Origin of the sequence: Kocuria massiliensis, from assembly GCF_900169715.1 — a bacterium.
Lineage (GTDB): Bacteria > Actinomycetota > Actinomycetes > Actinomycetales > Micrococcaceae > Rothia > Rothia massiliensis.
In genome coordinates this window covers 226,809-247,642 of the sequence record NZ_LT835160.1, presented here as the reverse complement: position 1 = coordinate 247,642, position 20,834 = coordinate 226,809, and the positions used below count along the sequence as shown (strand labels likewise).

19 protein-coding genes are annotated in these 20,834 nt (G+C 61.2%); 18 read left to right on the top strand and 1 reads right to left on the bottom strand.

All coding sequences use genetic code 11. The features are described from left to right. The first annotated feature begins 68 nt into the window (after positions 1–68). The 4 genes from B9Y51_RS02655 to B9Y51_RS02640 all read left to right on the top strand — a co-directional run bounded on the left by B9Y51_RS02655 (position 69) and on the right by B9Y51_RS02640 (position 3,236). Positions 69–605: a hypothetical protein gene (locus B9Y51_RS02655; RefSeq protein ID WP_048679636.1), complete on the top strand. Its 537-nt coding sequence runs from the start codon at positions 69–71 to the stop codon at positions 603–605. An 86-nt stretch (positions 606–691) separates the two neighbouring features. Further along, positions 692–1,561, top strand: a complete 870-nt coding sequence (locus B9Y51_RS02650) for an exodeoxyribonuclease III (RefSeq protein WP_048679633.1) — start codon at positions 692–694, stop codon at positions 1,559–1,561. Positions 1,562–1,618: 57 nt separating this feature from the next. Continuing rightward, positions 1,619–2,656: a tryptophan--tRNA ligase gene (gene trpS / locus B9Y51_RS02645; RefSeq protein ID WP_048679630.1), complete on the top strand. Its 1,038-nt coding sequence runs from the start codon at positions 1,619–1,621 to the stop codon at positions 2,654–2,656. Positions 2,657–2,669: 13 nt separating this feature from the next. Then, the gene (locus tag B9Y51_RS02640; RefSeq protein ID WP_085528690.1) at positions 2,670–3,236 is read left to right on the top strand and encodes a 2'-5' RNA ligase family protein; all 567 of its coding nucleotides are present in this window, start codon (positions 2,670–2,672) and stop codon (positions 3,234–3,236) included. 92 nt (positions 3,237–3,328) lie between these two features. On the opposite strand, the gene B9Y51_RS02635 is transcribed toward B9Y51_RS02640, so the two are convergent. Beyond that, positions 3,329–4,438 carry a mannose-1-phosphate guanylyltransferase gene (locus B9Y51_RS02635; RefSeq protein WP_085528903.1) on the bottom strand — a complete coding sequence of 370 codons (1,110 nt, stop codon included), beginning with the start codon at positions 4,436–4,438 and terminating at the stop codon, positions 3,329–3,331. Between the two features lie 351 nt (positions 4,439–4,789). On the opposite strand from B9Y51_RS02635, the gene sdhC reads away from it, so the two are divergent. The 14 genes from sdhC to B9Y51_RS02565 all read left to right on the top strand — a co-directional run bounded on the left by sdhC (position 4,790) and on the right by B9Y51_RS02565 (position 20,715). After that, positions 4,790–5,170, top strand: coding sequence for a succinate dehydrogenase, cytochrome b556 subunit (sdhC, locus tag B9Y51_RS02630; RefSeq protein ID WP_082156683.1), 381 nt, complete (start codon positions 4,790–4,792; stop codon positions 5,168–5,170). 3 nt (positions 5,171–5,173) lie between these two features. Then, positions 5,174–5,659, top strand: coding sequence for a succinate dehydrogenase hydrophobic membrane anchor subunit (locus tag B9Y51_RS02625; RefSeq protein WP_048679625.1), 486 nt, complete (start codon positions 5,174–5,176; stop codon positions 5,657–5,659). 80 nt (positions 5,660–5,739) lie between these two features. Further along, positions 5,740–7,500, top strand: a complete 1,761-nt coding sequence (gene sdhA, locus B9Y51_RS02620; protein ID WP_048679623.1) for a succinate dehydrogenase flavoprotein subunit — start codon at positions 5,740–5,742, stop codon at positions 7,498–7,500. Beyond that, the gene (locus B9Y51_RS02615) at positions 7,500–8,291 is read left to right on the top strand and encodes a succinate dehydrogenase iron-sulfur subunit (protein ID WP_048679620.1); all 792 of its coding nucleotides are present in this window, start codon (positions 7,500–7,502) and stop codon (positions 8,289–8,291) included. Before sdhA ends, B9Y51_RS02615 begins: the two co-directional genes overlap by 1 nt. A gap of 133 nt (positions 8,292–8,424) precedes the next feature. Then, positions 8,425–9,642, top strand: a complete 1,218-nt coding sequence (locus tag B9Y51_RS02610; protein ID WP_085528689.1) for an amidohydrolase — start codon at positions 8,425–8,427, stop codon at positions 9,640–9,642. Positions 9,643–9,781: 139 nt separating this feature from the next. Then, positions 9,782–10,897, top strand: a complete 1,116-nt coding sequence (locus B9Y51_RS02605; protein ID WP_048679617.1) for a BMP family lipoprotein — start codon at positions 9,782–9,784, stop codon at positions 10,895–10,897. A 15-nt stretch (positions 10,898–10,912) separates the two neighbouring features. Further along, positions 10,913–12,472, top strand: coding sequence for an ABC transporter ATP-binding protein (locus B9Y51_RS02600; protein WP_085528688.1), 1,560 nt, complete (start codon positions 10,913–10,915; stop codon positions 12,470–12,472). Further along, complete coding sequence (locus B9Y51_RS02595) at positions 12,469–13,782, top strand: ABC transporter permease (protein WP_048679613.1); 1,314 nt, start codon at positions 12,469–12,471, stop codon at positions 13,780–13,782. Before B9Y51_RS02600 ends, B9Y51_RS02595 begins: the two co-directional genes overlap by 4 nt. Further along, complete coding sequence (locus B9Y51_RS02590) at positions 13,779–15,089, top strand: ABC transporter permease (protein WP_048679611.1); 1,311 nt, start codon at positions 13,779–13,781, stop codon at positions 15,087–15,089. Before B9Y51_RS02595 ends, B9Y51_RS02590 begins: the two co-directional genes overlap by 4 nt. Before the next feature lie 4 nt (positions 15,090–15,093). Next, entirely contained in the window at positions 15,094–15,573 is a 480-nt protein-coding gene (locus B9Y51_RS02585) for a cytidine deaminase (RefSeq protein ID WP_085528687.1), read from the top strand. After that, positions 15,566–16,873, top strand: coding sequence for a thymidine phosphorylase (locus B9Y51_RS02580; RefSeq protein WP_085528686.1), 1,308 nt, complete (start codon positions 15,566–15,568; stop codon positions 16,871–16,873). Before B9Y51_RS02585 ends, B9Y51_RS02580 begins: the two co-directional genes overlap by 8 nt. A 78-nt stretch (positions 16,874–16,951) precedes the next feature. Next, complete coding sequence (locus B9Y51_RS02575; RefSeq protein WP_085528685.1) at positions 16,952–18,589, top strand: hypothetical protein; 1,638 nt, start codon at positions 16,952–16,954, stop codon at positions 18,587–18,589. 39 nt (positions 18,590–18,628) lie between these two features. Beyond that, entirely contained in the window at positions 18,629–19,873 is a 1,245-nt protein-coding gene (locus B9Y51_RS02570) for an adenosine deaminase (RefSeq protein WP_048679602.1), read from the top strand. Then, complete coding sequence (locus B9Y51_RS02565) at positions 19,873–20,715, top strand: MazG nucleotide pyrophosphohydrolase domain-containing protein (protein ID WP_245826031.1); 843 nt, start codon at positions 19,873–19,875, stop codon at positions 20,713–20,715. Before B9Y51_RS02570 ends, B9Y51_RS02565 begins: the two co-directional genes overlap by 1 nt. The last annotated feature ends 119 nt before the right edge of the window (positions 20,716–20,834 follow it).

The window sequence follows — 20,834 nt, the reverse complement described above, 5'->3', positions numbered from 1 at the left end:
ACACCAGCTGACCCGCGGCCGGATCCACGAGACGATCCGGCCGCATCGCCCCTTGTACAATGGAATCTATGCAATCTATTGGTAGTTCAGATCCACGCGCCGGCAATGTCACGCCCTCAACTTCGACCACAGGACGCGCCTTCTGGGCCACTGTGATCGGTATGGCGGTCATGGTTCTGATCTTCGTTTTCGCTGTGATTCAGGCTGCCAATGAGCAGTCCGTTCTTGGGTGGATTCTTGCCGCGATTGCTTTCGGGTGGTTGGCTCTCGCCGTGTATGCATTGTTCCTCGTCCGGGGAACTCTGCGATTCGGTAAGTCTGCGGTCCGCAAATTGCAGAGCGATCTGGCAGATGCTCAGTTGAGGGCGCCATCCGCGGGAACTTCGGCGGCTCCGGCTACAGATTCCATGCGTGACCAGAAGCTCGCGCATTCCTTCCAGATTGTTCTCGTGCAGAACAAAGTCCTCAAAGAAGAGCTGGAAAAGGGCGAACAGTCTGATCCCGAGGTCGTGAATCGCGCGATCGACACCATTAACTTCACCGCCAAGAACGGCATGGGCATGGTTCGTTCCGAAACGACCGTCGACGGGACCGTCGTCGACTAGGTCCTTCGCCGCCGTCGGGTAGGGTACGAGAGCGTACCGCCGGTTGCGGTGGCGACCATCAACAACTTGAGGAAGGCGTGCACCCTATGGCAGAAAATACCCGTGACGCGAACAGCCTCCGCATCGCGACCGTGAACGTCAACGGAATTCGGGCTGCCTTCAACCCCAAGAAGAAGCAGACCATGGGGCAGTGGCTCGACGGGCGAGACCTCGACATTCTGTGTCTTCAGGAAGTCCGGGCTCCAGATAAGAATCTTCGTCAGCTGCTGGGCGAAGACGACTGGCACATTCTCCACGCGGAAGCTGCCGCGAAGGGGCGCGCGGGGGTCGCCATCGCCACGCGGAAGGATTCCAAAGATCGGCCGTCGAGGCTCTCAGGCCAGCCGATTGCCACACGCGATCACATCGGTGAAGAATACTTTGCGACATCCGGTCGCTGGGTCGAGGCGGATTACGAACTCGCCAACGGACAGACGCTCACTGTGGTTTCCGCATACGTTCACTCGGGCGAGGTCGGGACCGAACGTCAGGACGACAAATACCGTTTCCTCGATGTCATGCTTCAGCGCCTCCCTGAAGTGGCGCAACACTCGGATCACGCCCTCATCGTGGGCGATCTGAACGTCGGACACACGGAGCTCGACATCAAGAATTGGAAAGGCAACGTCAAAAACGCCGGATTCCTCCCGGAGGAGCGCGCCTATTTCGACCGCTTCTTCGGTGATCTGGGGTATCGAGACGTTGCCCGAGGGTTGGCGGGCGAGGTCCCCGGGCCGTACACCTGGTGGTCCTACCGCGGACAAGCTTTTGATAACGACGCCGGATGGCGGATCGACTATCACATGGCTACTCCGGCGATGGCAGACGCCGCGCAGAACGCCGTCGTGGACCGTGCGCCCAGCTACGACACCCGATTCTCCGACCACGCGCCGTTGGTCGTTGACTACCAGTTTTAGGACGATCGCCCGAGACCCCGAGTGGGGAAAGGCGGCCGTTGGAAGAGAAAGAAGAGCATGACCGAACGCACGATCCCAAACGCCTCCACGGGGGCTCCCCGTGTATTTTCCGGTGCGCAGCCGTCCGCGGACTCCATGCACCTCGGCAATTATTTGGGTGCCGTCCGTAACTGGGTCGATATGCAGTCGGATCATGAGTGCATTTACTTCATTCCCGACCTGCACGCGATTACCGTTCCGCAAGATCCGGCCCAGCTCGCGGAGCGGACCCGAAAGACTGCCGCGCAGTACATCGCCTCGGGGATTGACCCGACGAGCACGCCGTTCTTTGTGCAGTCTCACGTTCCGGAGCATTCGCAACTCGCGTGGTTACTCACCTGCATTACCGGTGACGGTGAGGCCCGGCGTATGACCCAATTCAAGGACAAATCGGCCAAGCAGGGTGCGGATAACACCTCTGCAGGTTTGTACGCTTACCCGATGCTGATGGCGGCCGACATCCTCTTGTATCAAACGGACCAGGTCCCCGTGGGCGAAGACCAGAGGCAGCACCTGGAATTGACGCGCAATCTGGCGCAGCGCTTCAATCAGCGATTTGGGGAAACCTTCGTGGTCCCCGAAGCCAAGATCATGAAGTCCACGGCCAAGATCTACGACCTCCAGAACCCCACCGCCAAGATGTCCAAATCTGGTCCCTCGGATAACGGCGCCATCTGGCTCTTGGACGAACCCAAGAAGATGGCCAAGAAGATCAAGTCAGCCGTGACGGACGATGGCTCGGAAATTCGGTTTGACCGGGACTCTAAGCCCGGTGTGTCCAACCTCTTGAGCATCTACTCTTCTCTGACGGGGCAGAGCATCGAAGAGATCGAGACCGAATTCGAAGGAAAGATGTACGGGCACCTGAAGGTCGCGCTCGCGGAAATCGTGGTCGATACCTTGGGCCCGATTCGCGAACGGACCCTCGAGATCATGAACGATCCCGCGGAACTGGATCGGCTCTTGGCCATTGGTGCGGAGAAAGCGCGCGAAATTGCCGGACCCACGGTCGCCTCAGCTTACGAGCACATGGGCTTTCTCGCGCCCCGGGCGTAGTCTCATTCGACTCATGGGTGCTTCGGAGAGTCCGCTGAGCCGCGCGGTGAGCGTGAGCCCGACGATCCTGCCCGGTAAGAGCTATCTGAGCCTCATTCTGGAGGTTCCCGACGACGTACAAGACGCCGTCATGAACTGGCGGCGTCAGCATGGCGCTGCCGAGGGATACCCGCCGCACATCACCGTCTTCATCTCGGAACTCGGGGAGAAGCCGTATGTGGAGGCCAACCGGTTCTTGCGTGAGATGCGATCTGAGTTGCGGGGTAGGGGACCGGCGGAGATAGCGCTGTCCGGGACCGGCACGTTCCGTCCGATCAGCGACGTCGTGTATCTGGCCCTGGCTCGCGGCAGTGACTTCCTGAACCACCTGCATGAGCAATGCCGCCGCATTCGGAACAGTGCGTCACCGTTCATGTTTCATCCACACATGACGATCGTCCAGAACGAAAGGCGGCGACTGTTAGAAGCCGCCTTCCGAACCTTTGACGCCTTCGAGGCACATTTCACGGTCCATCGAGCGTGTGCTTTCCTCAGCGACGAAGAGGGCTGGACCCACCTGGGAAATATCAGTTTCGACTGACATCGCCGGGGAAACGGCGACGGCGTCGGCCCCAGCTGAGGAACCGACGCCGTCGTGCTCTGGTGTAGCCCCCTTACCGGGGGCGCGGTGCGCTACAGAACGTCCGTCTCGCCGTTCTCTTTGAGGGAGTTAACGGCGTTCTTCACCCGTTGTGCGTGCTCTTGCGTGGTCACGAGGAGAGCATCCGGGGTGTCGACCACCACGATGTCTTCCACACCGATCAGGGCCACGATGCGGCTGGTGTCCGAAGCGACGATCCCTGAGGCATTGTCTGTCATCACGCGCTTGTTTTTGCCAATGACGGCGACCTCGTCCACATTGACCGCGCGATTGAGCCGACTGATGGCGGCAAAGTCGCCGACGTCGTCCCAAGTGAAAGACGCAGGAACCATGGCTACGTCGCCGGCAGCGGCGGCGGGCTCGGCCACAGCGTAGTCGATCGCGATCTTCGGCAGGCTCGGCCAGACTCGATCCATGACCTCATCGCGCTGATCCGTGTCCCACGCGCGAGCGATCTCCATGATGCCGTCGTGCAGTTCGGGCTGATTGGCTTGAAGATGCTTCAAGAGAAGCTGCGCGGGGGCGACGAACATGCCGGCGTTCCAGGTGTAGTGCCCGCTGCGCACGTAAGCTCGCGCGGTGTCCTCGTCGGGCTTCTCCACGAAATCCTCGACCTTGAGCGCCGAGGGAGCTTCCTCGATGTTGAGGTTTTCGCTAGCGCGGATGTATCCAAAGCCCGTGGATGGCGACGTGGGAGTGATGCCGATGGTGACAATCCGGCCGGAAGCAGCCGTGACGACGGCTTCCTCAACGACGCGGTGAAATTCCTCGGTGGGCTCCACGACGTGGTCGGCGGCGAAGGAACCGATGATGGCCTCGGGATCGCGCAGGGAAATAATGGCGCTCGCGAGGCCGATCGCTGCGCCGGAATCCTTGGGCGACGGCTCGAGGACGAGATCGGTATCCGTGCATTCCGGGAGTTGTTGTTTGACAGCCTGAGCATGAGTGCTGCCCGTGATGACCATCACAGAGTCGGAGCTTAGATCGATCAAACGGTCATACGTGGAGCGCAACAGGGAATGTCCCGAGCCGGTGAGATCGAGGAGGAACTTGGGCGCGTCAGCCCGCGAAAGCGGCCAGAGGCGAGACCCAACACCCCCTGCCGGAATGAACGGGTAGAAATGTGCGCTGTGAGTTTTCATCGTCCCCATCGTAACCGTTGATTTCGTCATAGTTCGTTCGGCCTGCCGCGCCGACTTTAGGGCAAAATGACCCGAACTCGGCCAACCCTCCATCGCCGGGACCGGCGCAAAGAGTGGGAAGCGTCGGAATAGTGGATAAAAAAGTATCGTAATTGCCCGTGTCAGCGCGTTATTTCGGGGATCGACATGGTGTCACCAACGTGCTCTACGGCTGGTAATCTGAGCTTTGAACTCGCTCACTTATGACACGTCGGGGCCTGCCCGATCTGCACAGTGGCAGTACTATGTGGGCCCCCGCCGGCGGAAGACCGACGCCGCGGCCCTCCACTTGATACATCAGGAGGTTATTCAGTGCCGAATACGTCCAAAGGCACCGTCTATCGAGGTAGCCAAGGCATGTGGTCCTGGGTGGCCCACCGGGTCACGGGCATTGCAATTTTCTTTTTCTTGTTGGTCCACGTCTTGGATACCGCACTCGTGCGCGTGTCTCCGGAGGCCTACAACGCCGTTATCGCGACGTATAAGAACCCCATCATGGGTCTCGGTGAAGCCGGCCTGGTCGCGGCTATCGTGTACCACGCCTTCAACGGCTTGCGCATCATCCTGATCGACTTCTGGAAGAACGGCGCTAAGAACCAAAAGGCCATGCTGTGGGGCGTTTTGATCCTGTGGGTCATCGCGATCGTTCCCTTCGCCATCCGCCATCTCGCGATCGTTTTTGGAGGTCACTGACCCATGTCAACTCCCTTGAAGACTCGGATCGCCGCTCCGCGCAGTCACGACAACAGTGTCAACGGCGTCAAGTACAACCGGTCCAGTTCCAAGCGCAATAACTTCGAGATGTTCGCATGGTTGTACATGCGCGTTTCTGGCGTCATCCTGATCGTCCTGATCTTTGGCCACCTCTTCGTCAATCTCATGGTGGGCGACGGCGTCCATGCCATCGACTTTGGCTTTGTTGGAGGCAAATGGGCCAACCCGTTCTGGCAGGTCTGGGACTTGATCATGTTGTGGCTCGCGATGTTGCACGGCACCAACGGCGTGCGCACCGTGATCGACGACTACGCCGAAAAGGACAAGACGCGCTTCTGGCTCAAGACCCTGCTGTTCTTGGCGGCCGGATTCATTCTTCTGGTCGGCACCTTGGTGATTTTCACCTTCTCACCTTGCCCCAGCGGCGCGGATCCTTCACTGGTCCCGTCCTTCTGCCCGGCGAAATAGTCTCTGCCGGACGCCCGACGTCGAGGCCGTTCTGATCACGGCCCCAACCTTTCGATTCAAAGAGGAAAGAGCATCCAAGTATGCAGCTTCACAAGTACGATGTGCTCATCGTCGGTGCCGGCGGGGCCGGTATGCGCGCGGCCATCGAATCTGGCCAGCGAGCTCGCACCGCGGTTCTGACCAAGATCTATCCGACCCGGTCCCATACGGGTGCGGCCCAGGGTGGCATGTGTGCGGCCCTTGCCAATGTCGAGGAAGACAACTGGGAATGGCACACCTTCGACACGATTAAGGGCGGCGACTACCTGGTAGACCAGGACGCTGCCGAGGTCATGGCCAAGGAAGCCATCGACGCCGTGTTGGACCTGGAAAAGATGGGCCTTCCCTTCAACCGCACGCCCGAAGGTCGTATCGACCAGCGTCGATTCGGTGGACACACGCGTGATCACGGCAAGTCGCCGGTCCGTCGTGCCTGCTATGCGGCCGACCGCACCGGGCACATGATCCTCCAGACCCTCTACCAGAACTGCGTCAAGCACAACGTCGAGTTCTTCAACGAGTACTACGTGCTGGACCTGATCATGACCGAGGTGGACGGTCAGCGTCGCCCGGCCGGCGTCGTGACCTACGACCTGGCTACCGGTGACCTCCACGTCTTCCAGGCCAAGTCGATTGTTTTCGCTTCCGGCGGTTGCGGCAAGATCTTCAAGACCACCTCGAATGCCCACACCCTCACCGGTGACGGCATGGCGATTGCGTTCCGTAACGGTCTTCCGCTCGAGGACATGGAGTTCGTGCAGTTCCACCCGACCGGTTTGGCCGGACTCGGCATTTTGGTGTCTGAGGCGGCCCGTGGTGAGGGCGGTATTCTCCGCAACTCCGAAGGCGAACGCTTCATGGAACGGTATGCGCCGACCATTAAGGACCTCGCCCCGCGCGACATCGTGGCCCGTTCGATGGCTAATGAGGTGCGCGAAGGCCGCGGTTGCGGACCCAATAAGGATTACGTCCTCTTGGACCTCACGCACCTCGAGCCGGCACACATCGACGCGAAGCTCCCTGACATCACGGAGTTCGCTCGTACCTACCTCGGTGTGGAGCCCTACACCGAACCGGTTCCGGTCTTCCCGACCGCGCACTACGCCATGGGCGGCATCCCGACCAACATCGATGCCGAGGTGTACCAGAACTCGGAAGTCACCGTTCCTGGCCTCTACGCCGCTGGCGAGGTTGCTTGCGTGTCGGTTCACGGGTCCAACCGCCTGGGCACCAACTCCTTGCTGGACATCAACGTGTTCGGTAAGCGCGCAGGTATCCGTGCCGCGGAATACGCAGCGACGGCCGAATTCTTGCCGATCGCCGAGGACGCGACGAAGCGCACCGAAGATCTCCTGAACATGGTCCGTAGCGGCCACGGCGAGGAGAAGGTGGGTGTGCTCCGCAAGGAGCTGCAGGACGTCATGGATGCGGACATGCAGGTGTTCCGTACCGCAGAAACGATCCACAACGCGCTCGACAAGATTGCGGACCTGCAGGATCGTTACACCCGTATCGCCATTCAGGATCAGGGCAAGCGTTTCAACCTCGACCTGCTGGAAGCCGTTGAGCTTGGCTTCCTCCTCGAGCTGGCCAAGGTCATGTCCGTGGCAGCCCTGCATCGTGAAGAGTCCCGCGGTGGTCACTTCCGCGAAGACTTCCCCGATCGCGATGACGAAAAGTTCATGAAGCATTCGATGGCCTACCTGGATGAGAGCGCCGAGACCGACAGCGTCGCCGGCATCCGCCTCGAGACCAAGCCGGTGATCTTCACCCGCTACGAGCCGATGGAGCGTAAGTACTAATGACTACTCAGGAAATGGATGCGGCAGAGCCCGCATCGAAAGTTGATCTTCCGGGCGAGTCCGGCGGCGGGGGAGAGATCCCCAAGTACAACATGACCCTGAAGGTCCGTCGCTACAATCCCGAGGTCTCTGACGAGGCGTACTGGGACGAATTCGAGCTCGAGATGTTCGGCACCGACCGCGTCTTGGACGCTTTGCACAAGGTCAAGTGGGAAATCGACGGTTCGTTGTCGTTCCGCCGCTCCTGCGCCCACGGCGTGTGCGGATCCGATGCCATGCGCATCAACGGCCGCAACCGCCTCGCGTGCAAGACCTTGTTGAAGGACCTGGACCTCGAAAAGCCGGTCACGGTCGAGGCCATCAAGGGCCTTCCGTGCGAGAAGGACCTCATTGTGGACATGGAACCGTTCTTCCAGTCCTACCGTGAGATCATGCCCTTCCTCATGAACGAAGGCCATGAGCCCGAGCGCGAACGGTACCAGTCGCAGGAAGACCGGGAGCGTTTCGACGACACCACCAAGTGCATCTTGTGCGCCGCGTGCACGTCGTCGTGCCCCGTGTTCTGGACCGACGGTCAGTACTTCGGTCCGGCCGCGATCGTCAATGCCCACCGGTTCATCTTCGACTCGCGTGACGACGCCGGTGACATGCGTTTGGAAATTCTCAACGACAAGGAAGGCGTCTGGCGCTGCCGGACCACCTTCAACTGCACCGAGGCGTGCCCCCGTGGCATTCAGATCACGAAGGCCATCGCCGAAGTCAAGCAGGCAGTTCTCGCCCGCGCGTTCTGATCGCTGATCGGTTCCCGGGTCGACGACGCCGCCCCATCCCCGCTGGATTTTCGGGGGAGCGGGCGGCGTCGTCATGTTTTAACACGATTGCAACGTGCCGACGAATTCATTCGGGGGCGCTATGGTCGCTCTTATGGCTAAAAGTCCGTCTTCTTCAATATCCGGTAGTCCGCTTCACGTGACCCCATTGGTCGGTAAGTTCGTCGAGGAACTCATCGCCTTCAGGCGTGACGTGCATCGTCACCCCGAGCTTTCGTACCGTGAGCACAAGACGACGGAACGCATCATGACGCGGCTCGAACGGGCAGGCCTCAAACCGGTTCGGTTTAGTCGAACGGGATGTTATGTCGATATCGGACAAGGCCCCCTCGCCGTCGCTTTGCGCGCCGACATCGACGCGTTGCCGATTCATGAGAAAACCGGCCTGGAGTTCGCATCGCAGAACGAAGACGTCATGCACGCCTGCGGTCACGATATCCACCAAACGGTCATGCTGGGTGTGGCACTCACCTTGGCGGATATCGATTCCTCGGCGCCTCTGGCCGGTACGGTGCGGGTGATCTTCCAGCCCGCCGAAGAGCAGCTACCTGGAGGCGCACTGTCCGTCATCAAGGAAGGTGCCCTCGAGGGAGTGCCGCGCGCCTTTGCCCTGCACTGTGAGCCGAAGGTCGACGTCGGAAAGGTCGGGACCCGCATTGGAGCCATTACCTCCGCGACCGACACGATCAAGCTGAAGGTCAGTGGTCGTGGTGGACACACCTCCCGACCGCACCTGACGGAGGACCTCATTTACGCGATGGGGCAGATCGCGATCAACGTTCCGGCCGTACTGTCTCGCAACCTCGATGTTCGTTCCGGCGTCTTGGTGGTGTGGGGGCAGATCGAGGCGGGCGTGGCTCCGAATGCGATCCCGTCCACCGGCTATATGGCCGGAACCATGCGGTGCCTCGATGCCGACGCGTGGTACCGCGCAGGCGAGCTTCTCGACGAAGTCGTGGAACAGGTTTCTGCTCCGTATGGAGTGTCGGTCGAACTGGAGCACGTTCCGGGGGTGCCTCCCGTCGTGAACACTGAGGAGGAAACCACCCTGCTGGAAAATGCCGCTCGCGCAGAACTCGGGGAAGATTCCGTGGTGCTCATGGAACAGTCCATGGGCGGTGAGGACTTTGCCTGGATGCTCCAGGAAGTCCCGGGCTCCATGATGCGGTTGGGAACGAGGACACCTGGCGGGCCTACGTACGACCTCCACCAAGCCGATTTTATTGCCGACGAGCGCGCCATTGAGTGCGGAATTCGCGTTATGGCCGCCACAGCTCTCCGGGCGATCAACCTGACTCACCGTGGTGGCTAGGCGTTATCCGGACTGCTGTGGATGGGGTCTCCGGTTCGTGGTGTGACGGTTTAGACTAGGGTTCGTACCGCATATCACTCGCGACCTATCCGGGCAGAGGCATGAGACCCTTCCGGATCGGCGCCCCCGGAGGTAATTCATGCCCGCCCTTCGATTTTTGGCACCCCGCCGCACCGTCGCGGTGACGGGGGCCCTCGTCAGCGCGTCCGCGCTGATCCTTACCGGTTGTGCACCGGCTCCAGATAAGGACGCCGATATCGCCAACGATCGCTCGGATTACACCGGCTGTATTGTCTCGGATTCGGGTGGATTCGATGACCGTTCCTTCAACCAGAATTCCTATGAAGGACTCCTGAAGGCCAAGGACGACTACGGCATCCAGACCAAACAAGCTGAGTCCCAAGCCGTCACCGATTACGAACCCAATGTGAATTCGATGGTTCAAGGCGGTTGCGGACTGACCGTCACGGTGGGCTTCAACATCGCCGATGCGACCAAATCCGCGGCGCAGGCGCACCCGGAGATGCACTTTGCCACCGTCGACGACAACTCGATCGATCTGCCCAATGTGCGCCCTATCATCTACGACACATCCCAGGCAGCCTTCCTTGCCGGGTACCTGGCGGCCGGCTCCACCAAAACCGGCAAAATCGCCACGTTTGGTGGCATGGAAATTCCTACCGTCACGATCTTCATGGACGGATTCGCCGACGGCGTCAAGTACTACAACGAGCAGAAGCACAAGGACGTCAAGCTGCTCGGATGGGACGTCGCCAAGCAAACCGGAACATTCACCGGTGACTTCGAAGACACCGGCAAGGGAAAAACCACCACTCAGAACTTCCTCAATGAGGGTGCCGACATCGTGATGCCCGTGGCGGGCCCCGTCGGTAACGGTGCGGTGGACGCCGTGAACGGTTTCAACTCTGATGAGCCGAAGAACCCAGCACGCATCATCTGGGTCGACTCGGATGGCTACGAAACCCTCGCGAGCGGGCAAGAGTATGTGCTGACCTCCGTCATCAAGAAGATGGGCGACGCCGTCGAGAGCTCATATAAGGACGACATGGAAGGCAAGTTCACGAACCAGCCGTACGTGGGAACCTTGCAGAACGACGGCGTCGGTCTGGCCCCGTATCACGATCAGGAGGGCAGCGTGCCCGCCGAGCTCCAGAACGAGGTCAAGGATCTCAAGCAACAGATCATCGACGGCAAAATTACGGTCTCTTCCAAGGCCAGCCCGGTGAAGAAGTAACGAGGAAGGCCGAGAATGAAACTCGAACTCCGCTCGGTGACCAAGCGCTTTGGCTCCTTCACCGCGAATGATTCCATCGACCTCGTCGTCGAACCCGGAACCGTTCATTGCCTCCTGGGCGAGAACGGTGCGGGAAAGTCCACCCTCATGAACGTGATCTACGGGCTGTATGAACCGAGTGAGGGTGAGATCCTGCTGGATGGAAAGCCCGTCCATTTCTCCGGACCGGGGGAGGCGATGGCCGCAGGTATCGGCATGGTGCACCAGCACTTCATGCTGGTTCCGGTGTTTACCGTTGCCGAGAATGTTGCTCTGGGCGCCGAGGAGACCAAAGGGGCGTCCCTTAACCTCGAAGCCACTCGTCGCAAAATCCGCGAGATCTCAGATCGTTACGGTTTCCATGTGGATCCCGACGCCGTCGTCGAGGACCTGCCCGTCGGCGTCCAACAGCGCGTCGAAATCATCAAGGCCCTGGTGCGCGACGCCGAGATTTTGATCTTGGACGAGCCCACCGCCGTGCTGACTCCGGCCGAGACTGATGAATTGATCTCGATCATGGACCAGCTTCGTTCGGACGGTAGGTCCCTGCTGTTCATCTCCCATAAATTGCGTGAAGTCAGGGCGATTTCCGACGAAATTACCGTGATTCGCCGAGGCAAGGTTGTCGGGACCGTTGAACCCACGGCGTCGACCACGGAGCTGGCATCGATGATGGTCGGGCACGACGTCAACCTGGTGGTCGACAAATCCGCCCCGGTGCTCAATAAATCCGAATTCTCCGTTGAGGGCCTCTCGCTGGTCTCTCCCTCCGGGGTCAAGGTCCTCGACGACGTCAACCTCCAGGTTCGCGGCGGCGAAATCCTCGCTATAGCGGGCGTTCAAGGTAACGGACAAACCGAATTCACCGAGACCATCATGGGATTGCACCCCAAAGCCACCGGAACGGTGAGCCTCAACGGGAAGAATCTGCTCGGGCGGTCCACGAAGAAGATCATCCGATCCGGTGTGGGTTTTGTTCCCGAGGACCGGCTCGACGACGGCTTGGTGGGATCCTTCAGCGTCGAAGAAAACCTGGTATTGAACCAGTTCGATGACCAGGAGTTCTCCCGTGGCCCGCAGCTGAAGCGTCGCTCCATCCAGGAGAACGCCCGCCACAAAGTCGCTGACTTCGATATCCGTCTGAATAGTATTTCCGATCCGGTCGAGACGCTCTCCGGCGGCAACCAGCAAAAGGTGGTTGTGGCGCGAGAACTGTCCCATCGCCTCTCGCTGTTTGTGGCTTCCCAGCCCACCCGCGGCGTGGACGTGGGATCCATCGAGCTGATCCACCAGAGGATCGTTGCGCAACGCGACGCCGGAACGCCGGTGATCCTCGTGTCCACGGAGTTGGACGAGATCTACGCCCTCGCGGACCGGATCGCCGTATTCCACCACGGGCGTTTGATGGGCATCGTGGACCCAGACATCCCACGGGAAGTCCTCGGCATGATGATGGCCGGGGCGACGGCCGACGAGGCCTACGCAGAATCCTCGCACCGAGCACCGGCGGAAGCCGCCGAAGGAGAGACCGTATGAGCTCCACCGAGTCACCGCAGTCCGTGCAGCCACCGGCGGACGGCCTTGCCGCCGTCTCCGCCGCCGATGCCTCGCCTGCACCCGTCACGCCGCCGTGGTCCAGTGGCCCCGAAAAGCCTTCCCTGGCATACCGCATTACGTCGTCGCCGCTCGTTCTCTCGGCCGCGGCCCTCATTGCCGCACTGATCGTGGGTGGCCTGTTGATCATCTTCACCGATCAGCGCGTCCTGACCCGCATGAATTACTTCTTTGCTCGACCCAGCGACACCTTCGTGGCCGCCTGGAAATCTGCCAGTGCGGCGTACGTCGCGCTCTTCGAAGGGGCGATTTTTAACCCCCACGGCAAAGATTTCACGCAGAAGATCTACCCGTTGACCGAAACCTTGACCATCGCGACGCCGCTGATCTTTGCGGGTCTCGGCGTGGCGATCTCCTTCCGATCCGGGCTGTTCAACATCGGTGCCCAAGGGCAAATCATCGTCGGCGCCATCATCGCGGGTTATATCGGGTTCAGCTGGCACCTGCCGATGGCCATCCACCTCTTGTTGGTGATCGTTGGCGGCATCGTCGGGGGTGCCTTGTGGGGCGGACTCGTGGGTCTGCTCAAGGCCAAAACGGGGGCCCACGAAGTGATCCTGTGCATCATGCTCAATTACGTGGCCCTGAACTTTATTCTCTACCTGTTGACGACGCCGGGGTTCCAGCGGCCGGGATCCACCAACCCGATCTCCCCGCAGATCGACTCCAGCGCCCAATTCCCGAAGCTATTTGGCGACGGGTTCCGGTTACATTGGGGCTTCGTTCTGGCCATCCTCGCCGTTCTCCTCGTCTCGTGGATGATCAACCGCTCGACGATCGGCTTCCGGTTGCGCGCAGTGGGTTCCAACCCGAAGGCCGCGAAGTCGGCCGGCATTAACGTCACGATGGGATACATCGTGGTCATGCTCATGTCCGGTGGACTGTCCGGGATGGCTGGGGTTTCGCAGGTTTCGGGCACCGAGAAAATTCTTACCGGTGATATCGCCGCCTCCTTCGGATTCGACGCGATTACGGTCGCCTTGCTCGGGCGCTCCAACCCCTGGGGCACCTTCTGGGCGGGATTGCTCTACGGTGCCTTCCGGGCCGGTGGCGTGGCCATGCAGACCAACACCGGCACCAATATCAACATCGTTTTGGTCGTTCAGTCCCTGATCGTCTTGTTTATTGCCGCTCCGCCGCTGGTTCGTGCGATTTTCCGCCTCCCGGATCCCCGGAAAGCGGCTAGCACGAAGCGTCGTCCGGCACCTCAGAAGGCAGGAGCCGCACAATGAGCACTTCCGTCAACGCTCCCGTTTCGTCTTCCTCCGGCGACGTCATGTCCCCGGCACCGGCGACTGCAGTGGTCCGTAACTGGCGTCACGCGATCATCTTCACGGTCCTGGCGGCACTTGCCCTGCTGGTGTGTGGACTTCGTTCGACCTCAGCCACGGTCACGTTCCGGCTCTCCGATAAACACGATGTGATCCGTTTGGCCGACATCGACCTTGTTGCTTCCGCGACGGGCTGGATCCTCGTGGCCGTCATGGTGCTGATTGCCGTTTATGCGTGGCTGGTCAGCTTCCGGGGACGCCCCGTATCCAGGTGGGCCGCCGTCGTCTTTTGGTTCGCATTTATCGTGGCGATGCTGGTGTGGGCCGTTAGCCACGCGGACGGCAACAGCTTGTCCCTTCCGGGTCTGCTTGGTGGCTCCTTGACCCTGGCCGTGCCGCTGATTTTCGGTTCGATGTCCGGACTGCTGTGTGAGCGATCCGGCGTCGTCAATATCGCGATCGAGGGGCAGCTGCTGTTCGGCGCGTTCGCGGCCGCCATCGCCGGGACCGTCTCGCATAATGCGTGGGTCGGGCTGATCGCAGCGATGATCGGTTCCATGCTGGTCTCTCTGATCCTCGCGTCCTTCTCCATCAAATACCTGGTGAATCAGGTGATCGTGGGCGTCGTCATCAACGTGCTGGTCTCGGGGCTCACCGGCTTCCTCTATTCCACGGTGCTTTCGCGCACCGACGTCGGACTGAACGCTCCGGAGCACCTTCCGAGCTTCGCGATCCCGGTGCTCTCCAAGATTCCGGTGATCGGGCCCGTACTCTTCGACCAATCCGTCATCGTTTACCTGATGTACGTGGTCGTCTTCCTTATCTGGTTCGGTCTCACCAAAACCCGCTGGGGACTGCGGACCCGCGCCGTGGGGGAGCATCCCAAGGCAGCCGATACCCTGGGCGTTTCGGTCAATCGCCTGCGATTCTTCAACGTCTTGCTCGCTGGTGCTGTTGCCGGGTTGGGCGGTGCGTTCTTTACGCTGGTTTCGGTCTCGAGCTTCAACAAGGACATGACCGCAGGCCAGGGATATATCGCTTTGGCGGCGTTGATCTTCGGTCGGTGGCGACCCTTCGGGGCATTGTTCGCCGCGCTCTTGTTCGGTTTCGCGACCAACCTGCAGTCCGTGTTATCCCTACTGGGAACCACCGTGCCGAGCCAATTCCTCGCGATGCTCCCGTACCTGGTCACCATCGCCGCCGTCACCGGGTTGGTGGGGCGTTCACGCGGCCCCGCGGCCAGCGGCATCCCCTATGTCAAGGAATAGCAGCATGACCACCACGAACCACACGAACGGAGAGGCTCCGTGGGAGCCCCTCATGCTCGCTGCCCGCGAAGCCTTGGAGCATTCCTATAGCCCGTATTCGCGATACCGCGTCGGTGCCGCGGCGAGGACGTCCGACGGCCGCCTAGTCACCGGCGCGAATATCGAAAATGCATCGTACGGGGTCACCTTGTGTGCGGAATGTTCCTTGGTGTCAGACCTCTTCCGCACCGGAGGTGGTTCACTCAGCGAATTCGTGTGTGTCAATGGTGACGGCGAGGTCATCATGCCGTGCGGCAGGTGCCGTCAATTGCTCAACGAACACCGGGCGCCAAATCTGCAAATCATGACGCCATTGGGTCCTCGTACGATGGACGAGGTGCTTCCGCAAGCCTTCGGAGCCGCGGACGTCGGAGGAAACGCCCCACAGAACCTGCGAGATCAGAGCCAAGAGTCATCAGTACAGACAAGGGGTCACCATGAGTGAACGATTCGACGTCGTGGACGTCATTCGAGCCAAGAGAGATCGTCTCGGCCTCACCGGCGAGCAGATCGACTGGGTCGTAGACGCGTACACGCGCGGAGCCGTCGCGGATGAACAGATGTCGTCCTTGGCCATGGCGATTTACCTCAACGGCATGAACCGCGAAGAAATCGCCCGCTGGACCCAGGCCATGATCGCCAGCGGCGAGAGGTTGGACTTCTCGTCCATCATTGGGCCGGGCCAAAAGATTGCCACCGCCGACAAACACTCCACGGGAGGAGTAGGGGACAAGATCACGCTCCCGTTGGCACCGCTCGTTGCCGCCTATGGGGTAGCCGTCCCGCAATTGTCGGGCCGTGGCTTAGGGCACACCGGTGGAACGCTCGACAAACTGGAATCCATTCCAGGGTGGCAGGCGTCGATGAGCAACGAACGCATGATTTCCCTGCTCGGCAGCGTGGGCGCGGTGATTTGCGCGGCCGGTGCGGGACTCGCTCCCGCAGACAAGAAGCTCTACGCGCTCCGCGATGTTACGGGGACCGTCGAGGCCATTCCGTTGATCGCGTCGTCGATCATGTCCAAGAAGATCGCTGAGGGGACGGATTCGCTCGTCCTCGACGTCAAGGTGGGTTCCGGGGCGTTCATGAAGGACGAGGCCACGGCCCGGGAACTCGCCCAAACCATGGTCGACCTCGGACATGAGGCGGGCGTCAAAACCACAGCTTTGCTGACCGACATGTCCACGCCGCTCGGACTGACCGTCGGTAACGCGATCGAGGTCGAAGAATCCGTGGACGTCCTGGCAGGTGGCGGTCCGGACGACGTCGTCGAGCTCACCGTTGCCTTGGCCCGGGAGATGTTGAGCGCGTCGGGAGTGGACGAGGATCCTGCCGATGCACTCGCGGACGGTCGGGCCATGGATGTTTACCGTGACATGATTCGGTCCCAAGGGGGAGACCCCGACGCCGCATTGCCCGTGGCGCGCGAATCCCACGTCGTGACCGCGCCGGAAAGCGGAACATTACGTCGGCTTGACGCGCTCGCCGTGGGGGTCGCTTCGTGGCGACTTGGTGCGGGGCGCTCTCGCAAAGAAGATCCGGTACAGGCCGGTGCCGGGGTGCGTTTGCACGCCAAGCCGGGCGACACCGTGCGCCAGGGGCAATCTCTCATGACCCTCTTGACCGACACCCCGGAACGCTTCGACCGAGCCCTGGAATCCCTGGCTGATTCCTATGAGATCGCCACGGACAATTCAGCTGGTGCCGAAAGAGCGCTGATCCTCGGTAGACTGTCGGCAGAATAGGTCCAAAAGTCCTTGCCCCGCGCCGAATGGGGCACTTCTCGAGCGCGTCTGACGTAGGCGCAGAAACACAGGTGAGTCGTGGCTTTCAAGCTTTTCCGCAAGAACTCAGACGACGACGCGCAGGGTTCGGCCAACGAGTCGATCGACGCAGCGCAGCAGGACGATGCCTCATCGTCCTCGAAGGTCCGAGCTCTTCCGGACCGCCCTGAGCTGCCGACGACCAACGGTCTGCCCGAGCTCGTCAAGCTCATGGAGTCGCATCGGGTGGCCACGTTGCAGCTCAACCAGCACGGCAACGAAATGACCGCCGTGATGGAGCCGAGCGAGAAGCCCGAGCGAAAGGTCACCGTGGACACCGAGTCGACCTGGTTCGACCCGGTCGCCAAGCTCTACACCGCGGGCCAGGCCAGCGAGAATGGTCCGTGGCGCCGCGCCGAGATCATGATTTCCTCGGTGCGCGACGGGAAGCGCTCGGTGGAGATCGAATACACCTACCCGAACAGCGACGAGCAGGTCCGCGAGGGCTATACCCAGGTGGTGCGGAGCACCTTCGCCCAGGGTGGCAAAGACGCGGCCACGGCTAAGCCGACCGACGTAGACCGTCCCGTCGCCGCTAAGCCCCAGGCATCGGAGAATGCTCAGAGCACCTCGGCGTCCGCGACTCAGGGCCAGGAGCAGAACGAGGTTCTGGGTGCGCCCACCGCGCCGTCTGCCGACGAGGGCAAAATCACGTCCAGCCCGGCCACCGCGACGGTGGTTTCCGGATCGGAATCGCGCGGCTCCGTGACGGATGCCCCAGCTTCCGCGCCGAAGGGGGAGGCTCAAACTGCCCCGGCGAAGGGCGCCGCTGCCTCGGGCACCGATGCCAAGGCCCCAGTAACGGAGAAGCCTGCCGTTCAGGGCACCCCGGACGCCGCAAACGATTCCTCAAAGGGCGGCTCCAAAGCTGCCGCTACCGGCGCCGTCGTCGGCGGGGCAACGGGTGCCGCTGCGGGTGTAGCCGCCGGAGCAGCCGCGAAGGGCACGAAAGAAACCGACGCCACATCCTCGAAGGGTTCGCAGGAGGTTCCCTCGGTCGTCGACGACGGTCAGTGGGATGGCGAGTCAGATCGCCCCGAGACGGCCTCCGCGTCGTCGGTTGCCGCAGACCTACCGGACTCCGTTCCTTCGACGGCGGACCAGACCGACGTTTCGCCGTCGTACTCGAGCTCGGCTCAGCCTGCGCCGCAGAAGCCCTCGACCACTCAGCTTGCACCCGGCAACCTGGTGTTGACCGAAGCGGATGTTCTGCAGCGCATGCGTGAGGCCCAGAAGAAGCTCTTCGGGCCGGAGGGTTCGTCTCGCGACGTCTCGACGGTTCTGATCCGCGTCCGTGCTCTGGGCTCCTATTACGATGCCCTGACCCACGTGCGCCGGAACGGTTTCTGGGATCAGCGGAAGACCTTCGACATCGTCCCGGAGGAAGCCCTCCACATCTTGGAGCTCAAGTCCGATTCGTATCAGGAAGGCTTCGGCTCACCCATCGCGATGATGTTCCGTTTCACCCCTGGTGTGCCTCCGCAGGTGTCCTTCTCCTACGAGGACGAGGAAAGCTTCGTCAAGTACAAGGACCGGTTGCCGGCCCAGCAGTACATCGAGGAGCTTCGGATGTTCCCGCGTACGGGCGCCAACATTCCCGAACACATGACGGACGCTCTGACCCAGTGGAGCCTCTAGTCAGGTCATGCCAGCAATGAGTCGAAGGAACGCTTCGCGATGAGTGCGCAGGTGGTCACGCCGCTGTTCGATATCTCCTACGACGTCGGCTGGATTGCGGCCTTGCCAAAGGTTTGCCTGCACGACCATCTCGACGGCGCATTGCGCCCTCAAACCATTGTTGAGCTCGCGGCGGAGGCGGGGCACGAGTTGCCCGCCACCGACCCCGCGGCCCTCGAGCGGTGGTTTGTGGAGTCGGCGAATTCCCGATCTCTCGAGCGGTATCTGGCCACCTTCGAACACACCGTGGCCGTACTCCAGAGCGCCTCAGCACTCACTCGGGTGGCTCGGGAATATGTGCTCGACGCCGCCGCAGACGGAATCGTTTATGGCGAGGTTCGTTGGGCTCCTGAGCAGCATCTCGGCGACGGCCTGGACATCGATTCCGCCATCGCTGCGGTGGCCCGAGGGCTTGCCCTGGGTGAGGAGGCAGCGGCCGAACGCGGTGCGACGATCACCGTGCGGCAGATATTGTGCGCGATGCGGCATACCGACCGCTCCCTCGAGATTGCTCAGGCGGCCGTGCGGAATCGTCGTCGCGGGGTCGTAGGATTCGACCTCGCTGGACCGGAGCTGGGCTTTCCGCCGAGCAAGCATCGGGAAGCCCTCGAGTACTGCGCACAGCATTTCCTGCCGGTCACCCTGCACGCGGGAGAGGCCGACGGCGTCGAATCGATCCGCCAGGCCGTGGTCGAGGGACGGGCCCTCCGGATTGGCCATGGCGTACGCATTCTGGAAGACGTCGTTCGGCGTCAGCGGGACGGTGAACTTGCGGATAACGTCTCCCGCCTTCCGACAAGTCACGACATTTCTCTGGTGCCTGCTTCGTCCTTGTACCGGATGGGTGAGGTCGCCGCCTGGGTTCGCGACCGACACATCGCGTTGGAAATGTGCCCCTGTTCGAATCTGCAGACGGACGCCGCGCCGCGGGTCGGAGAGGTGGGGAAACCTCAGCCGACCGAGCCAACGGCCGACCACTGGGCGAGAACCTACCGAGAACATCCGATTGAACTGCTCCGAAGCCTGGAATTTGCGGTCACCGTGAACCCGGATAACCGGTTGATGTCACGAACCTCAATGACCCACGAATTCCTCAAGCTCGCCGAAGAATTCGGGTACGAGCGCGAAGACTTCCTCGAAATCACTCTCAATGCGGCCAACGCAACGTTCCTTCCGCTCGAGGAACAAGATGAGATCGTCGAACGTGTGATGGCAGGATACTCGGACGCGCCGGTGGTGGGCTAGTGAATCAGCCAGCAACCGCAGTGGCGGCGGAGGAGTTTTCCCGCCTGATAGACATCATGGATCGCCTCCGTGCGCCCGGAGGGTGTCCCTGGGACAGGGAACAGACGCACGAATCTCTGGTTCGCTACCTCATCGAAGAGTCTTATGAGGTCGTGGAAGCCATCGAGTCCACCGATGGCGTGGACTTCTCGTTGCTGCGAGAAGAACTCGGTGACGTATTGCTTCAGGTCGTGTTCCACGCGCGTGTGGCTCAAGAGGCCGAGCGCGGTGGGTTCGGGATCGCCGACGTGGTGCGTGGACTCAACGAAAAACTCCTTCGGCGCCACCCTCACGTCTTCACCGGCCAAGCCTCTCCTGAGGGTGAGCCGGGAGCAGCCGAGTTGCCCGGTCGACGGGAAGGCTCGGGTGAATCGGGGGATACCGCTCCTCTCGGCAACGCTGAATTAGAGGATCTCACCCGTCGCTGGGACGAGATCAAGCGGGCGGAAAAGCCCGAGCGCCGCGATCCCTTTGATGGCATCCCGCCGGCGTTGCCGGCTCTGGCTCTCGCCGAAAAGACACTTAACAAGGCGGCCAAGGCGAGCCTCCCTCTCCCGGACGAACGTGGGCACTGGAGTGGATCAGAACGTGCCGACGGATCGTCGTCGGCCTCGGAAACCACCGCAGGCTCGCAGGTTTCCCCAGAATCCGTAGCGCCTGGCTCGAGCGAGGCCGAGGAAGAACTCCTTGGCCACGAATTATTGGGCCTGGTGGCCGCGGCACGACGTCGTGGTGTAGATCCGGAAAAGGCTCTGCGCCGCGCCGTCCGCGAATTTACCGATTCTTCACGTGGGATCACCTGAGTTTATGTGTGAACATGTGGGAAATCGGTATCATGGAATCCGAGATCAAGCCGATATCGTGGGAGTCATGGACGATTTCCCTCGACATTGTTGAAGCTCGATCAGGAACAGCCCATCCA

Coding starts and splice junctions, on each gene's coding strand:
- B9Y51_RS02655 (WP_048679636.1), top strand. CDS start 69: ATGCAATCTATTGGTAGTTCAGATCCACGCGCCGGCAATGTCACGCCC.
- B9Y51_RS02650 (WP_048679633.1), top strand. CDS start 692: ATGGCAGAAAATACCCGTGACGCGAACAGCCTCCGCATCGCGACCGTG.
- trpS (WP_048679630.1), top strand. CDS start 1,619: ATGACCGAACGCACGATCCCAAACGCCTCCACGGGGGCTCCCCGTGTA.
- B9Y51_RS02640 (WP_085528690.1), top strand. CDS start 2,670: ATGGGTGCTTCGGAGAGTCCGCTGAGCCGCGCGGTGAGCGTGAGCCCG.
- B9Y51_RS02635 (WP_085528903.1), bottom strand. CDS start 4,438: ATGAAAACTCACAGCGCACATTTCTACCCGTTCATTCCGGCAGGGGGT.
- B9Y51_RS02625 (WP_048679625.1), top strand. CDS start 5,174: ATGTCAACTCCCTTGAAGACTCGGATCGCCGCTCCGCGCAGTCACGAC.
- sdhA (WP_048679623.1), top strand. CDS start 5,740: ATGCAGCTTCACAAGTACGATGTGCTCATCGTCGGTGCCGGCGGGGCC.
- B9Y51_RS02615 (WP_048679620.1), top strand. CDS start 7,500: ATGACTACTCAGGAAATGGATGCGGCAGAGCCCGCATCGAAAGTTGAT.
- B9Y51_RS02610 (WP_085528689.1), top strand. CDS start 8,425: ATGGCTAAAAGTCCGTCTTCTTCAATATCCGGTAGTCCGCTTCACGTG.
- B9Y51_RS02605 (WP_048679617.1), top strand. CDS start 9,782: ATGCCCGCCCTTCGATTTTTGGCACCCCGCCGCACCGTCGCGGTGACG.
- B9Y51_RS02600 (WP_085528688.1), top strand. CDS start 10,913: ATGAAACTCGAACTCCGCTCGGTGACCAAGCGCTTTGGCTCCTTCACC.
- B9Y51_RS02595 (WP_048679613.1), top strand. CDS start 12,469: ATGAGCTCCACCGAGTCACCGCAGTCCGTGCAGCCACCGGCGGACGGC.
- B9Y51_RS02590 (WP_048679611.1), top strand. CDS start 13,779: ATGAGCACTTCCGTCAACGCTCCCGTTTCGTCTTCCTCCGGCGACGTC.
- B9Y51_RS02585 (WP_085528687.1), top strand. CDS start 15,094: ATGACCACCACGAACCACACGAACGGAGAGGCTCCGTGGGAGCCCCTC.
- B9Y51_RS02580 (WP_085528686.1), top strand. CDS start 15,566: ATGAGTGAACGATTCGACGTCGTGGACGTCATTCGAGCCAAGAGAGAT.
- B9Y51_RS02570 (WP_048679602.1), top strand. CDS start 18,629: ATGAGTGCGCAGGTGGTCACGCCGCTGTTCGATATCTCCTACGACGTC.